Source organism: Flavobacterium sp. (assembly GCF_017744675.1).
Taxonomy (GTDB): Bacteria; Bacteroidota; Bacteroidia; order Flavobacteriales; family Flavobacteriaceae; genus Flavobacterium.
Genome location: NZ_JAGIAV010000001.1, coordinates 951661 through 967569, shown reverse-complemented (window position 1 = coordinate 967569; position 15909 = coordinate 951661). Strand labels below are relative to the sequence as shown.

The 15909-nt window shown below is 34.7% G+C and carries 9 protein-coding genes; 8 read left to right on the top strand and 1 reads right to left on the bottom strand.

Annotation, left to right across the window (positions count from 1 at the left end; genetic code table 11):
- Nucleotides 1-16: 16 nt before the first annotated feature.
- The gene (locus J7574_RS04260) at nucleotides 17-2995 is read right to left on the bottom strand and encodes a TonB-dependent receptor (protein WP_290964647.1); all 2979 of its coding nucleotides are present in this window, start codon (nucleotides 2993-2995) and stop codon (nucleotides 17-19) included.
- Nucleotides 2996-3231: 236 nt separating this feature from the next.
- Here J7574_RS04260 and J7574_RS04255 point away from each other — a divergent pair, with 236 nt between their 5' ends.
- The 8 genes from J7574_RS04255 (at nucleotide 3232) to J7574_RS04220 (ending at nucleotide 15753) form a co-directional block, all read left to right on the top strand.
- Nucleotides 3232-4263: a LacI family DNA-binding transcriptional regulator gene (locus tag J7574_RS04255; protein WP_290964644.1), complete on the top strand. Its 1032-nt coding sequence runs from the start codon at nucleotides 3232-3234 to the stop codon at nucleotides 4261-4263.
- A gap of 173 nt (nucleotides 4264-4436) precedes the next feature.
- The gene (locus tag J7574_RS04250; RefSeq protein ID WP_290964642.1) at nucleotides 4437-5957 is read left to right on the top strand and encodes an MFS transporter; all 1521 of its coding nucleotides are present in this window, start codon (nucleotides 4437-4439) and stop codon (nucleotides 5955-5957) included.
- The gene (pgmB, locus tag J7574_RS04245; RefSeq protein ID WP_290964640.1) at nucleotides 5950-6606 is read left to right on the top strand and encodes a beta-phosphoglucomutase; all 657 of its coding nucleotides are present in this window, start codon (nucleotides 5950-5952) and stop codon (nucleotides 6604-6606) included. The genes J7574_RS04250 and pgmB overlap by 8 nt, the downstream gene beginning before the upstream one ends.
- A 149-nt stretch (nucleotides 6607-6755) precedes the next feature.
- Nucleotides 6756-9059 carry a glycoside hydrolase family 65 protein gene (locus J7574_RS04240; RefSeq protein ID WP_290964638.1) on the top strand — a complete coding sequence of 768 codons (2304 nt, stop codon included), beginning with the start codon at nucleotides 6756-6758 and terminating at the stop codon, nucleotides 9057-9059.
- 28 nt (nucleotides 9060-9087) lie between these two features.
- The gene (locus J7574_RS04235; RefSeq protein ID WP_290964635.1) at nucleotides 9088-11202 is read left to right on the top strand and encodes a glycoside hydrolase family 97 protein; all 2115 of its coding nucleotides are present in this window, start codon (nucleotides 9088-9090) and stop codon (nucleotides 11200-11202) included.
- A 105-nt stretch (nucleotides 11203-11307) separates the two neighbouring features.
- Nucleotides 11308-13170 (top strand): glycoside hydrolase family 13 protein, encoded by a 1863-nt coding sequence (locus J7574_RS04230; RefSeq protein ID WP_290964632.1) that lies wholly within the window; start codon nucleotides 11308-11310, stop codon nucleotides 13168-13170.
- A 111-nt stretch (nucleotides 13171-13281) separates the two neighbouring features.
- Entirely contained in the window at nucleotides 13282-14949 is a 1668-nt protein-coding gene (locus J7574_RS04225; protein WP_290964630.1) for an alpha-amylase family glycosyl hydrolase, read from the top strand.
- Nucleotides 14950-15075: 126 nt separating this feature from the next.
- The gene (locus J7574_RS04220; RefSeq protein ID WP_290964629.1) at nucleotides 15076-15753 is read left to right on the top strand and encodes a glycerophosphodiester phosphodiesterase family protein; all 678 of its coding nucleotides are present in this window, start codon (nucleotides 15076-15078) and stop codon (nucleotides 15751-15753) included.
- Nucleotides 15754-15909: the final 156 nt, after the last annotated feature.

Sequence of the window (15909 nt, the reverse complement as noted above, 5' to 3'; positions counted from 1 at the left end):
ATTTTTCAATAATCTACTAGAAGCTTGCGTTCACACCAAACAAGAAAGTCCTAGCTCTTGGATATACATTGTTATCAATTCCATTGAATCTCTCAGGATCTAAACCATTGTATTTTGTTAATACAAATACATTTTGAACTCCCGCTGTAAATCTTAAAGAAGCAGCTTTTAATAAATTTTTATCGAAAGTATAACCTAAGGTAATGTTGTCTAATTTGATAAAAGAAGCATCTTTAATATAATAATTAGACAGGTAACGTTGTGTACCGTTATCTTCATATTTAAAACCTGTGTTCAAATAATCAACGCTAACATTAGATAAGTCTGTATCTCTTCTTAAAGCAGCGTCAGAGTATCCTAAATTTGAGCTTACGTTATCGAAAATATAATTTCCTAAACTTGCTCTCCAGTTCATTGTAAAATCAAACTTTTTATAATTTAAAGTAGAAAACAATCCAAATGTGTAATCTGCAGCAGGCTTATGGAATCTGTAGCGATCTGATGCGTCAATTTTACCATCACCATTTCTGTCTACATAAGCACCTGCGATTGGTTTTTTGTTTGAGTCATATAATTGCTCATAAACCAAGAATGATCTCGGAGCATAACCTACAGAGTTTACTTGTATTTTATTTCCTGCTCCTCCAGCAATGTCATCTCCTGTTAAATAACCTTGAAAACCAGGAACGGTAGTACCTAAATTATCAATTTTTTGATCAAGATAAGTTGCGTTAAAAGCAACATTCCAAGTCAAATTATCATTTTTAACAACATCTGATTGAATGTTAAATTCAACACCTCTAGTTCGTACACTTCCAATATTATAAATTCCTGAGTTTCTAATATTTGCTCCATCAGGCACCACTACATCTGCTAATAAATCGCTAGATTTTTTATCAAAATAGTTTATGGTTCCAGTAATTCTGTCATTAAGAAATCCAAAATCAATACCTAAGTTCATTTCTGCCAATTCTTCCCATTTAATATTTTCGTTGTAACCTTCTGGTCTTGCAGTAGAATAAACTTTGCCTCCAAAAATATACTGTGTATTAATTGTACCTAGAGTTACTCTTTTTAGGTAATCGTATGCAGCTGTGGTAACATCTTGTTGTCCAGTTGTTCCGTAACCAAATCTTAATTTAAGACTTGATAATGTTTCATTATCTTTTAGAAAAGCTTCTTCAGCCACATTCCAAGCTAAAGCAACTCCTCCAAAATTACCCCATCGGTATTTTTCAGAAAAACGAGAACTTCCATCTCTTCTATAATTTACAGTTAGCAAGTATCTACTGTCATAACCTAAATTAACACGACCAAAATAAGATTGCAAGTTAATATCAGGGCTTGTATTAACATCAGTATTAGGATTTGGCTGTCTTAATTCACCAGATTGATATCTTTCTCTCTGGAATAATTGATAATTGTAACCTGCCGTTGCATCAATTTTAAACTTCCCTAAATCCTTAACATAGTTAAAGTAAGCATTTAAGTTTTTGTTTTGAAGCATATCTGTATACTTAGAATAATTTCCGTAGTTTACATAATCAGGACCATTAAATGGTTTTGGCTGATATCCTAAAATACTCTCTGTACTTACCGTAGTATTTCCATTACTATCAAATCTATCAATACCAGCTTCCACAACAGCTCTTAAATCTTCAAAGAAGTGAAATTTGTAATCTAATCTAACATTACCCCATTTTCTAGTAGAAGTAGCTCTTCTATCATCTTGATTTAATCTAGCAACAGGGTTTCTTGCTGGTAATAATGGTACGTTACCATTAGCTTCTAACCACTCAAAATATCCTCCATAACGAGATCCTGTTTGATAAACTGGTTGTGTTGGATCAAATCCAATAGCACTTCCAATAACAGCATTTTCATCTTGAAATTGATTTTTTCCGAAAGCTAAGTTTCCGTTAATGTCAATTTTTAAATGATTATCAAATAAAACTGGATTTAACGATATCGATGTCGTAGTTCTTTCAAAAGAAGTATTTCTTAAGATTCCTGGATTATCAACATTTCCAACAGATAAACGTACAGGCAACTTATCAAACAAAGCACCGCTAACAGAGATATTATTATTGGTTGTTAAAGCAGTATGGAAGATCTCATCCTGCCAATTTGTATTTGCAGTTCCTAATAGTGCTTTTTGTGCAGCATCACCTCTCTCGTTAACTAGCGCACGAAATTGATCAGCATTTAAAACATCTACTTGATTAGCAACAGTATTTATACCAACCTGAGAACTAAAATTAACTTTTACTCCTCCTTTTGATCCTTTTTTAGTAGTAATAACAATTACACCACTAGCAGCGCGAGATCCATAGATTGCAGCAGCTGAAGCGTCTTTTAATACTGTAAATGACTCAATATCATTTGGATCAATTGTAGATAAGATACTAGTAGCTCCATTAGGAACGTCATTTGTTAAAGGAAGTCCATCTAATACAATTAAAGGCTCATTTGATGCCGTTAAAGAAGATCCTCCACGAATTCTAATATCTGCTTTAGCTCCAGGAGCTCCACCTCCAACAACATTAACACCAGCAATACGTCCGCTGATTAATGTTTCTGGAGTTACGTTAATCCCTTTATTAAATTCTTTAGCAGAAATTTGAGAGACAGATCCTGTTGCATCTTTTTTCTTCACAGTACCGTATCCAACCTGCACTACAACTTCTTTAAGCTGGTTAGTGTCTTCCTCTAAAGAAATGTTTAATGTGTTTTGTCCGCTAAAATCAATCGTTTGCGTTTTATAACCAATAAAGGAAACAACTATTTTGCTTCCGCTTTTAACATTTGACAGCTGGTAATTACCATCAAATCCTGTTGATGCACCATTTGGAGCACCTTGTACATTTACATTTACCCCCGGTATTGGCTGACCTGTCGTTTTATCAATAACAGTCCCTTTTAAAGTGTTCTGAGCCAACACTGTAAAAGGCAACAATAGGAATAAAAATAACAACTTTTTGTAAATTGTTTTCATACTTTTTGTTTAAATTAGTTTTGAGTTTTTGAATGTTAGTTAAGTTTTTAATTTTACTTCGAATTTCAAAATTATGAATTTATTAACATGCTCAACCAGAGACAATTTTTATTGCTTTACGAAAACGTGGTAGTGTTGAAAACTTTCTATATTTTGTAATCTTTTAGCGTTAAAATTGTCAATTATAAAAAATTCAGATACCTTTATTACTAATTAGATTTTTTTTAGATTACCATATGAAACGCAAAATAACCCTAAAACAGATTGCAAAGGAACTTGACGTATCCATCTCAACTGTCTCAAAATCACTTAGAAACAGTCTAGAAATTGGTGAAGAAACACGACTAAAAGTGCAGGCTTTTGCGAAGTTTTACAACTATAAACCCAACAACATTGCCCTTAGTTTAAAAAACCGAAAAACGAAGAGTATCGGGATTATTATTCCAGAAATCGTACACTACTTTTTTTCGACTGTTATCAACGGAATAGAGCAAGTAGCAAACGAGTATGGATATAGCGTAGTAATCTGTGTGTCAGACGATTCTTTTGACAAGGAAGTTCTAAATATGGAAATGTTGGCCAACGGAAGTATAGATGGTTTTATCATGTCGCTTTCTAAAGAAACCCAGTATAAAGGAGACTTTCATCACATAACAGAAGTTATCAATCAAGGAATGCCCGTTGTTATGTTTGACCGTGTTACCAATGATATTTTATGTGATAAAGTTATTATTGATGATAAATCTGCAGCTTATGAAGCTGTTCAAAGTTTAATTGACAATGGCCGAAAAAAGATTGCTTTGGTAACTACAGTCGATTATGTAAGCGTTGGAAAATTAAGAACTGACGGTTACGAAAAAGCTTTATTGGATAATGGATTGCCTTTTAATGAAGATTTAATAATAAAAATTGAAGATGTAGATACCTGCGAAATCACGATCAGTCAGCTTCTGCACGATAGAGCTTTTGATGCAGTTTTTGCTGTAAATGAGCTTTTTGCGGTAACTATTATCAAAACAGCCAATAAAATGGGTTTAAAAGTTCCTGAAGATTTAGCAGTAATTGCATTTACTGACGGAATTATCTCCAAATACTCTACTCCAAGTATTACAACTGTAAGCCAAAGCGGTGAAAAAATGGGCAATAAAGCAGCCAAAATGCTTATTGAAAGACTCGAAGCAGAAGAAGACGACGATGAAGAACATACCGAAAATTACACTACAGAAGTAATAGAAACTCATTTAATAAAAAGAGAATCTACTGACTAAAATACTTAAAATCAACACCTTCTAAAGCCATAAAAAATATTTATGGCTTTTTTATTAGTTTAAATAAAAAAATAATTTATACTTTTACGCCCGTCAAGGCTTTTAGTTTTACTTCGAAAAGAACAAAGTTTTGATAAGCAAAGCGCTTATCGTATAATTTTCATAATTACGATATGGAAAAGCGTAAATTAAGTTTCTGGGAAATTTGGAACATGAGTTTCGGGTTCTTAGGAATACAATTCGGTTTTGCACTACAAAATGCAAACACTTCTAGAATTTTTGAAACCCTTGGTGCTAAAATTGACGAGATTCCAATTTTATGGATTGCAGCTCCTGTATCTGGTTTAATAATTCAACCTGTTATTGGTTATTTTAGTGATCGCACTTGGACACGTTTAGGAAGACGTCGCCCTTATTTTTTAATTGGAGCAATTTTGTCTTCGGTGGCATTATTTGTTATGCCAAACTCTCCAACATTGTGGATTGCGGCAGGAACTTTATGGATAATGGATGCCTCGATAAATGTTTCAATGGAACCTTTTCGCGCCTTTGTGGGTGATAACTTGCCCGATGAACAACGAGCATTAGGTTTTGTAATGCAGAGTTTCTTTATTGGAACTGGCGCCGTTGTTGGTTCTGTTTTGCCTTATCTTTTCACAAATGTCTTTGATGTAAGTAACGTTGCTCCTAAAGGAATTATTCCAGATGCAGTAAAATGGTCTTTCTACATTGGCGGAATCGTTTTTCTGCTTTCCGTTCTATGGACTGTTTTTAAAACATCAGAATATACTCCCGAGGAACTTCATGCTTTTGAAGCCAATAGCAAAAAAGATTCAGAAAACAACACTCTAAATCCTGAAACCGAAACAGGTGTTACGACCAAAAAACAATTGACTTTAGGAATTGCATTTGCTGCAATTGGTGGAATAATTTCATTTTTGATTTTTGAAAATAGTTTAGCCAAAGAATTATATATTTTATTTGTTGGACTTATTTTCATGGGCGTTTTATTCGTAATTGCATCTCAATTGCGAACCAAAAAAGTTCAAAATGGTTTTACCATAATCATGACTGATTTATTGAACATGCCAAAAACAATGCAAAAATTAGCTTGGGTTCAGTTTTTCTCTTGGTTTGCGCTTTTCTCCATGTGGATTTATACTACACAAGCTGTTACACAACATATTTTTGGCACAACCGATACTACATCAAAAATTTACAATGATGCCGCAGACTGGGTTTCTGTGCTCTTTACTGTTTACAACGGAATCGCAGCAGCAGTAGCGTTCTTATTGCCAATTATTGCAAAAAAAGTAGGCGTTAGAGCAACACATTTATTAGCCTTGTGCTCTGGAGGTGTTGGTTTAATTTCAATTTATTTCATTGGTGACAAACAAATGCTGATTCTGCCAATGTTGGGTGTCGGTATCGCTTGGGCAAGTATTTTATCCATGCCATATGCCATGCTTTCTGGTGCTTTACCGGCTGCAAAAATGGGTTATTATATGGGAGTTTTTAACTTCTTTGTAGTGATTCCGCAAATTGTTGCGGCAACAATATTAGGATTTATAATAAAACAATTCTTCAACAGTGAACCTATTTACGCTCTGATTATTGGAGGAGCATCAATGATACTTGCCGGATTGCTGACGCTGAGAGTAAATAACAAAACTAAAATTGAAATTCATGAATAACAAAAAAGCATTTATCTTCGATCTTGATGGAGTGATCGTCGATACCGCTAAATACCACTTTTTGGCCTGGCAAAAAATTGCTCAGTCATTAAATATAAATTTTACACACGAAGACAACGAACTTTTAAAAGGTGTTAGCCGCGTTCGTTCGTTAGATATTATACTTGGATTAGGCAATGTTGAGGCTTCTCAAGAAGACAAAGACAAGTGGCTGATTCAAAAAAACGAAGATTATTTATCTTATTTAGTACACATGGATGAAAGTGAGGTTCTTCCAGGAGTTTTAAAAATTCTACAGCTACTAAAAGAGAAAAATCAAGGAATTGCACTGGGTTCTGCCAGCAAAAATGCAAGACCAATTCTAGAAAAAACAGGAGTTCTATCTTACTTCGATGTTATTGTTGACGGAAACGACGTGAGCAATGCAAAACCAGATCCTGAAGTTTTCTTAAAAGCGGCTCAATTATTAAACATTGATCCAAAAAATTCAATTGTATTTGAAGATTCTGTTGCTGGAATTCAGGCAGCAAATATTGCAGAAATGGTAAGTGTTGGAATTGGTGAGGAAACAATTTTACATGAAGCTGATTACATTTTCAAGGACTTCACCCTTATCGAGGAAAGTTTTATCCAAAAGTTAATCAATTAGAAAATGTGTCAATTTGATAATTACAAAATAGATAATTATCAAATAATAAAATAGTATAAATCATCAATTAACAGATAAAATCAAATTAGAAAAAACAGTCAAATAATTATCAAATTGACACATTTTCTAATTATCTAATTAAGAAAGAAATGAATCAAGATTATATAAAACCAGACAATTGGTCCATAATAGAAGAAGGATTTGATGTCGAAAGAGTAAAATCGTCTGAAAGTCTTTTTAGTATCGGAAACGGTGCTATGGGACAGCGTGCGAATTTTGAAGAAACATATTCTGGCGAAACTTTTCAAGGAAGTTACATTGCAGGTATTTATTATCCAGACAAAACAAAAGTGGGCTGGTGGAAAAACGGTTATCCGAAATATTTCGCCAAAGTTTTAAATGCCCCAAACTGGATTGGAATTGATATTGAAATCAACGAAGAAAATCTTGATTTACACAATTGTGCCGAAGTTAGAAATTTCCGAAGAGAATTGAATATGAAAGAAGGATGGTACAATCGTTCTTTTGAAGCTGTTCTAAAAAACGGAACTGAAATCGCAGTAAATATCCGTCGTTTTCTTTCCTTAGATTTAGATGAAGCGGGAGTGATCAAGTACGATATTACACCTTTAAATAAAGACGCAAAAATCGTTTATAAACCGTACATCGATGCTGGTGTAACGAATGAAGATGCCAACTGGGAAGAAAAATTCTGGGAACCTCTTGAAGTTAAAAAAGGTACAAATGAAGCTTTTGTAACCGCTCAGACTTTCAAAACGCATTTTAAGGTTACGACTTTCATGCACAATACGATTTTGGCAAATGGCGAAAACATCAATGTTTCTCCATCAACAATCGACTCAACTATAGATAAAGTTCAGTACACTTACGGAACTATTATTGCAAAAGGACAAACCTCAACAATTCAAAAAATTGGAGGTTATACGGTTTCTTTAAACCATGAAAACACCTTGGCTGGAGCAGAAAAAGCAATTAAATCTGCTGTGGCGCTAGGTTACGAAACCTTGCTCCAAAACCAAATCGATGCTTGGGCAAAAATTTGGGAAATGTCAGATATTACGATTGAAGGTGATGTTAAGGCACAACAAGGAATTCGATTCAATATTTTCCAATTGAACCAAACCTATTCAGGAAAAGACAGCCGATTAAACATTGGTCCAAAAGGATTTACTGGAGAAAAATACGGCGGATCAACTTATTGGGACACTGAGGCATATTGTATTCCGTTTTACATGGCGACAAAAGATCAGCAGGTTGCAAGAAACTTATTGACGTACCGTTACAATCAATTGGACAAAGCGATTGAAAACGCAAAAGACAATTTAGGTTTCAAAAACGGTGCGGCTTTATATCCAATGGTAACCATGAACGGTGAAGAATGTCACAACGAATGGGAAATCACACACGAAGAAATCCATAGAAACGGAGCGATTGCTTTTGCGATTTACAACTACTACCGTTATACAGGAGATTACTCTTATATTCCAGAAAAAGGTTTGGAAGTTTTAATCGGAATTGCCCGTTTTTGGCACCAGAGAGCTTCTTTTTCTAAAGATAAAAATCAATACGTAATTCTTGGCGTTACAGGTCCGAACGAATACGAAAACAATATCAACAATAACTTCTACACGAATTATATTGCAAAATGGTGTATTGATTTTGCTGCTGAACAAATTGAAAAAGTGGCTTCAGAATATCCTGCAGATCACAAAAGAGTAATGGAGAAAGTTAATCTTTCATCAGAAGAAATCAAAGAATGGAAAAAAGTGGCAGACGATATGTACTTCCCTATTTCTAAAGAACTTGGAATCTACTTACAGCAAGATGGTTTCTTAGACAAAGATTTAGTTCCGGTAAAAGATTTAGATAAATCACAGCGTCCGATCAATCAAAAATGGTCTTGGGATCGCGTTTTACGTTCTCCATATATCAAACAAGCCGACGTTTTACAAGGTTTCTATTTCTTCGAAGATCATTTTTCGAAAGAAGAATTAAAACGCAATTTCGAATTTTACGAATCATTTACAGTTCACGAAAGTTCGCTTTCACCTTGCGTACACTCAATTCAGGCTGCAGCGTTAGATAAAATGGACATGGCATATACCTTTTATTTAAGAACTTCTCGTTTGGATTTGGATGATTATAACAAAGAAGTGGAAGAAGGTTGCCATATCACATCAATGGCCGGTACATGGATGAGCATTGTAGAAGGTTTTGGTGGAATGCGCGTCAAAAATGACCAACTTCATTTCTCACCAAAGATTCCGAAAGAATGGAAAGGGTATTCGTTTAAAATCAATTTCAGAAATCAGATTTTGAAAGTAACTGTAAGTCAAAACGAAACAACTTTTATTGTAGATGGCGATCAAGATTTAACAATTGTAGTTAACGGAAATCCTGTAATTGCAAGCAAATTTGTACAAATTAATTAAATTACAATACACTAAAAACTTAAAAAACATGAAAAACTTATTTTTCGCCAGTTTAGTTTTGTTTGCGGTTAGCACGATTGCTAAAGCGCAACAATTAAAATCTCCCGAAGGCAAGTTCGTAATGGAATTTTCGCTTCAAAGCGACGGAACTCCAACTTACAATTTAAAATACAAAAATAAAGAGGTTATAAAAACCAGTAAACTAGGTCTTGAACTTAAAGATGATAAAAAATCTTTGTTGAATGATTTTACTGTTGTTGATACAAAAACTTCAACTTTTGATGAAACTTGGAAACCAGTTTGGGGAGAAGTAGATCAAATCAGAAATCACTATAATGAATTGGCAGTAACTTTAAACCAAAAAAGCACAGACCGACAAATCGTAATTCGTTTTCGTTTGTTTGATGACGGTTTAGGTTTCCGTTACGAATTCCCAGCACAAAAGAATCTTACTTACTTTGTAATCAAAGAAGAAAGATCTCAATTTGCCATGACGGGAGATCACACTGCTTTCTGGATTCCTGGAGATTATGATACTCAAGAATACGATTATACAAAATCTAAATTATCAGAAATTAGAGGTTTATCTCAAAAAGCATATACCGCAAACGTTTCTCAAAAATCTTTTTCACCAACAGGAGTTCAAACTTCTTTGATGCTAAAAACGGCAGACGGAATCTACATCAATTTGCACGAAGCGGCTTTGATTGACTATTCTTGTATGCACTTGAATTTAGACGACAAAAACTTAGTTTTCGAATCTTGGTTAACGCCAGATGCAAAAGGAGATAAAGGTCATATGCAAGCGCCAAATCATTCGCCATGGAGAACGATTATCGTAAGCGACGATGCTAGAGAAATCTTAGCTTCAAAAATGACTTATAACTTAAACGATCCATCAAAAATTGATAATACTTCTTGGATTAAACCAATAAAATACGTTGGTGTTTGGTGGGAAATGATTACAGGAAAAAGCTCTTGGTCATACACAAACGACTATCCAACAGTTCAATTGGGTGTTACAGATTTCGCGAAAGCAAAACCAAACGGAACGCACGGAGCAAACAATGCTAACGTAAAAAAATACATTGACTTCGCAGCTGCAAATGGTTTCGACGCTGTTTTAGTGGAAGGATGGAACGAAGGCTGGGAAGACTGGTTCGGACATTCTAAAGATTATGTATTCGATTTCTTAACGCCTTACCCAGATTTTGATGTTAAAGGGCTTCACGAATATGCAAAATCTAAAGGTGTAAAAATTATCATGCACCACGAAACTTCAGGATCTGTTCGTAACTACGAGCGCCACATGGATGCTGCTTACAAATTCATGAAAGACAATGGATACGATGCTGTAAAAAGCGGTTACGTAGGTGACATTTTACCTCGCGGTGAAAACCATTACAGCCAATGGATTGTAAACCACTATCAATATGCTATTGAAAAAGCGGCTGATTACAAAATTATGGTGAACGCTCACGAAGCTGTTCGCCCAACAGGAATTGCAAGAACGTACCCTAACTTAATTGGAAACGAAGCAGCAAGAGGAACAGAATACCAAGCTTTTGGAGGTTCTAAACCAAATCACGTAACGGTTTTACCTTTTACAAGATTAATTGGAGGTCCAATGGATTACACTCCAGGAATCTTCGAAATGGATATCAGCAAAATGAATCCGGACAACAAATCGCATGTAAACAGTACAATCTGTAACCAATTGGCTTTATACGTAACAATGTATAGCCCATTGCAAATGGCTGCTGATACTCCAGAAAACTACAACCGTTTTCCAGATGCATTCCAGTTCATTAAAGATGTAGCTGTAGATTGGTCAGAAAGTAAATATATCGAAGCTGAGCCAGGAGATTTTATCACTGTTGCCCGTAAAGCAAAAGGAACAAACAACTGGTTCGTTGGAAACGTAAACGGAGAAACTCCACGTACTTCAAACATCGATTTCAGTTTCCTTGAAAAAGGTAAAAAATATACCGCTACAATTTATGCTGATGCAAAAGATGCGCACTACAAAACAAATCCGCAAGCTTATACCATCAAGAAAATTGCCGTAACTAATAAATCAAAATTATCTCAGTTTTCTGCTCCTGGAGGAGGATATGCAATCAGCATTATTGAAACGAAATAATTTAAATTAATCATATAAGAAATGTAAGTCCATTTAAATAGAAATCCCCCAGTTTTTGTCTTAAATGTTCTTACATTTCTTATATGGTTTAAATTCTACTTCACTATGAAAAACCAAAAAACATCACTTATCTATAAACTAGTCCTATTGGTTTTGTTGTTTTCTGCTTCCGCGAAAGCGCAAATCCAAAAAGTAGAACCTCCTTTCTGGTACACAGGAATGAAAAATTCAGAACTTCAGATTATGTTCTACGGAAAAAACATTTCGCAATACGAGGCTTCGGTTTCGAATAATGTTGCAATTAAAAATGTCGAAAAAACAGAAAATCCAAACTACCTTTTTGTAACCATTAATACAAAAGATGTAAAAGCTTCTGAATTGGTTTTCTCTTTCAAAAACAATAATAAAGTTGCCTTTAAACAAAAATATACGCTTAAAGAAAGAAGAGCAAATTCTGCCGAAAGAAAAAGCTACGATGCATCAGATTTAATTTACTTAATCATGCCGGATCGTTTCGCTAACGGAAACACTAAAAACGACAGCGACGCTTCTTTAACTGAAAAAGCAAACCGTCAAGATCCAAGCGGACGTCACGGCGGTGATATTGAAGGAATTATCAAAAACCTAGATTATATTTCGTCTCTTGGTGCAACAACCATCTGGAGCACACCTCTTTGCGAAGACAACGACAAACAGCATTCGTACCACACTTACGGACAATCTGATGTTTACAGAATTGATCCGCGTTACGGAACAAATGAAGATTACGTTCGCCTTTCTTCTGAAATGCACAAAAAAGACATGAAATTGGTTATGGATTATGTAACCAATCACTGGGGAATTACGCATTGGATGGTGAAAGATTTGCCAACAAAATCATGGCTGAATCAATTTGAGAACTACACACAAACACATCATAGACGTGAGGTAATTACAGACATTCATGCTTCAAAAATCGATCAGGAAGTTTGTGTTGACGGCTGGTTTGTGCCTTCAATGCCAGACTTGAATTTAAGAAATCCGCTTGTTGCTAAATACTTAACTCAAAATGCTATTTGGTGGATTGAATATGCAAATTTGGATGGTTTTCGTGTAGACACTTATAATTATTCGGATAAAACGGCAATGGCAAATTGGGCAAAAGCAATTACAGACGAATACCCAAATTTTAATATTGTGGGTGAAATCTGGATGCACAATCAGGCAAATTTAGCTTTTTGGCAAAAAGACAGTAAAATTGGAGCGATTGAAAACTACAATTCGAATCTTCCAACTGTAATGGATTTTACGCTTCAAAGCCAGATTACTTCTGCTTTCAACGAAAATGAACCAAGCTGGGACAACGGATTGATTAAATTCTACAACAATTTTGCAATGGATTTTTTATATCCAAACCCAAACAACATTTTGGTTTTTGCCGAAAACCACGATACAGATCGTATGAATCATAATTTCAAATACGATTTGCCAAAATACAAACTGGCAATGACTTTATTGGCTACAGTTCGCGGAATCCCACAGATTTATTACGGTTCAGAAATTGGAATGGGCGGTGATAAAGGCAAAGGCGGAGATGCCGATATTCGTCAAGATTTCCCAGGCGGATGGGCTGGCGACAAAAACAATGCTTTTACAAAAGAAGGAAGAACTCCAGAACAAGCTGCGTATTTTGATTTCAGTTCAAAATTATTCAGCTGGAGAAAAACAAATGAAGCAGTTCATTTCGGAAAAATGACACATTATATTCCTGAAAATAACACCTACGTATATTTCAGATATACTGATGCTAAAACGGTTATGGTAGTTTTCAATAACAATGCAAAAGAGCAAGTTGTAAAAACAAATCGTTTCAAAGAAAGCATCAAAAACTTCAAATCAGGAAAAGATGTTATCACAGGAAAAACATTCGATTTAGCTTCTGAAATTACATTGGAACCAAAATCAGCCTTGGTTTTAGAATTGGAATAACAATATTTTTATTTTTTTTCCGCCACGAATTCACGAATTATTTTTTGACAATCACTGAGAATAAAATTCGTGAATTCGTGGCTATTTTTTTACCTAAAAATTTCCTAAATAATGAAAAAATACACTTTCCTTTTTTTATCTTTAGTATTCATAATTACGGGTTGTTCTGGCTCAAAATCAGTTACAATGAATAACGACAATACTTCGAAAACACCTTTCGTTTGGGAAGGAGCAAATGTTTATTTTTTACTAACAGACCGTTTTTACAACGGCAACGAATCAAACGATTTAAATTTCAACCGAAACAAAACTCCTGGAAAACTTCGTGGATTTGAAGGCGGAGATATCATCGGAATCACTAAAAAAATCGAAGAAGGTTATTTTGAAAAATTAGGAATCAATGCCATTTGGCTTACGCCAATTGTAGAGCAAATTCATGATGGCGTTGATGAAGGAACTGGATTGAGTTATGGTTTTCATGGCTATTGGGCAAAAGACTGGACAGCTTTAGATCCGAACTTTGGAACAAAAGAAGATTTAGCCAATTTGGTAAAAAAAGCACATGAACGAGGAATCAGAATAGTTTTAGACGGTGTAATCAATCATACAGGTCCAGTAACCCCAGAAGATCCAGTATGGCCTTCTGATTGGGTACGAACGGGCGTAGTCTGCGATTACAAATCATTTGAAAACACTACAATGTGTACTTTGGTTGATAATCTTCCTGATGTAAGAACTGAAAGTTCTCAAAACGTAGAACTCCCTCCTTTTTTAATTGAAAAATGGAAAAAAGAAGGACGTTACGAAAAAGAAGTCGCTTCGTTAGATGAATTCTTTAAAAGAACAGGTTATCCAAGAAGCCCTAAATACTACATTATAAAATGGCTTACTGATTATATTCTAGAATTCGGAATTGACGGTTACCGCGCCGACACTGTAAAACACACCGAAGAAGGCGTTTGGGCTGATTTCAAAAAAGAATGTGATTATGCTTTTGAAACTTGGAAAAAACACCATCCTTTACAGGTTTTAGATCAGAATCCGTTTTATACGATTGCCGAAGTTTACGGTTACGGAATCAGCGGCGGTCAAGATTACGATTTTGGAGATCGAAAAGTCAATTATTTTCAAAATGGCTTTAACAGCTTGATCAATTTTGAGTTTAAATGGAATGCTGCTCAAAGCGATTACGAAACTTTATTCTCGAAATATTCCAATCATCTAAATAATGAATTAAAAGGATATTCGGTTTTGAATTATGTTTCTTCACACGACGACGGCCAGCCTTTTGATGCGAATCGTGTGAAAGGTTTTCAAGCAGGAACAAAGCTTTTACTTTCACCAGGAATGTCACAAGTGTATTACGGAGACGAATCGAATCGTTCTTTGGTTGTTGAAGAAACTCAAGGCGATGCAACATTACGTTCAAACATGAATTGGGACGATATTGAAAACAATCCAGATACAAAATTCATGCTTTCACACTGGCAGAAATTAGGTCAGTTTAGAAGAAATCACCCTGCAGTTGGTGCGGGAGTTCATACACAATTAAGTAGTCAGCCGTATCTATTTTCAAGAATATATTCTAAAGGATCCTATGCTGATAAAGTCTTAATCGGTCTAGATTTACCCGAAGGCAGAAAAGAACTTTCTGTATATTCCCTTTTCGAAAACGGAACTAAATTACGTGATGCATTTTCTAACCAGAAAACAGAAGTTGTTGATGGAAAAGTGATTATTGACAGCGAATTTGGGATTGTTTTACTAGAGAAGATTTAAAATTTTTTCCGCCACGAATTCACGAATTTATTTTTTACAATCTTTGAGAATAAAAATTCGTGAATTCGTGGCTATTTATTCTAATAAATCTTTGCGACCTTTGCGGTTAGAAAAAAAACTCAGAAAATGCTAAAAATAGCTCATAGAGGTGCAAAAGCATACGAACCTGAAAATACACTTCAAGCGTTTCAAAAAGCCTTAGACTTACATTCAGACGGAATTGAACTTGACGTTCACCTAAGCGCTGACGGACATATTATCGTAATTCATGACGAAACCATAGACAGAACAACTAACGGAGAGGGTTTGGTAAATACTTTTTCATTATCTGAATTAAAATCTTTTCTGATTGATGAAAAATTCCAAATTCCAACTTTAAATGAGGTTTTTGATTTGGTTGACAAAAAATGTCTGATCAATATTGAATTAAAAGGTTTAGGAACTGCTCCTAAAGTTGTTTGGATAATTGAGCAATATATTTCAGAAAAAAAATGGAATTACAATAACTTTATAATTTCAAGTTTCGATTGGAATATGCTTCAGGAAACTTCAAGTTTAAATCCAAATATTCCGATTGGCGTTTTAACCGAAGAAAATATTGAAACTGCTTTGGCTTTCGCCGAATCGATAAAAGCAAAAGCAATCAACCCTGATTTTCAGTTATTGAATAAAGAAAATGTGCAGCAAATTCAAGAAAAAGAATTCTTGGTTTTCCCTTGGACAGTAAACTCAGAAGAAGACATTCAAAAAGTAAAAAGCTATAAAGTAAACGGAATTATCTCTGATAATCCAGACAAAATATAGAATAGCCACAGATTACACTGATTAGAAGGATTTTTTTTCGCCACGAATTACACAAATTTCCACGAATTAATTTATTCATATTTAAATTTGAAAAAATCTGTGTAAATCATTTTAATCTGTGGCAAAAAAATTAGTGCCAATTCGTGTAATTAGTGG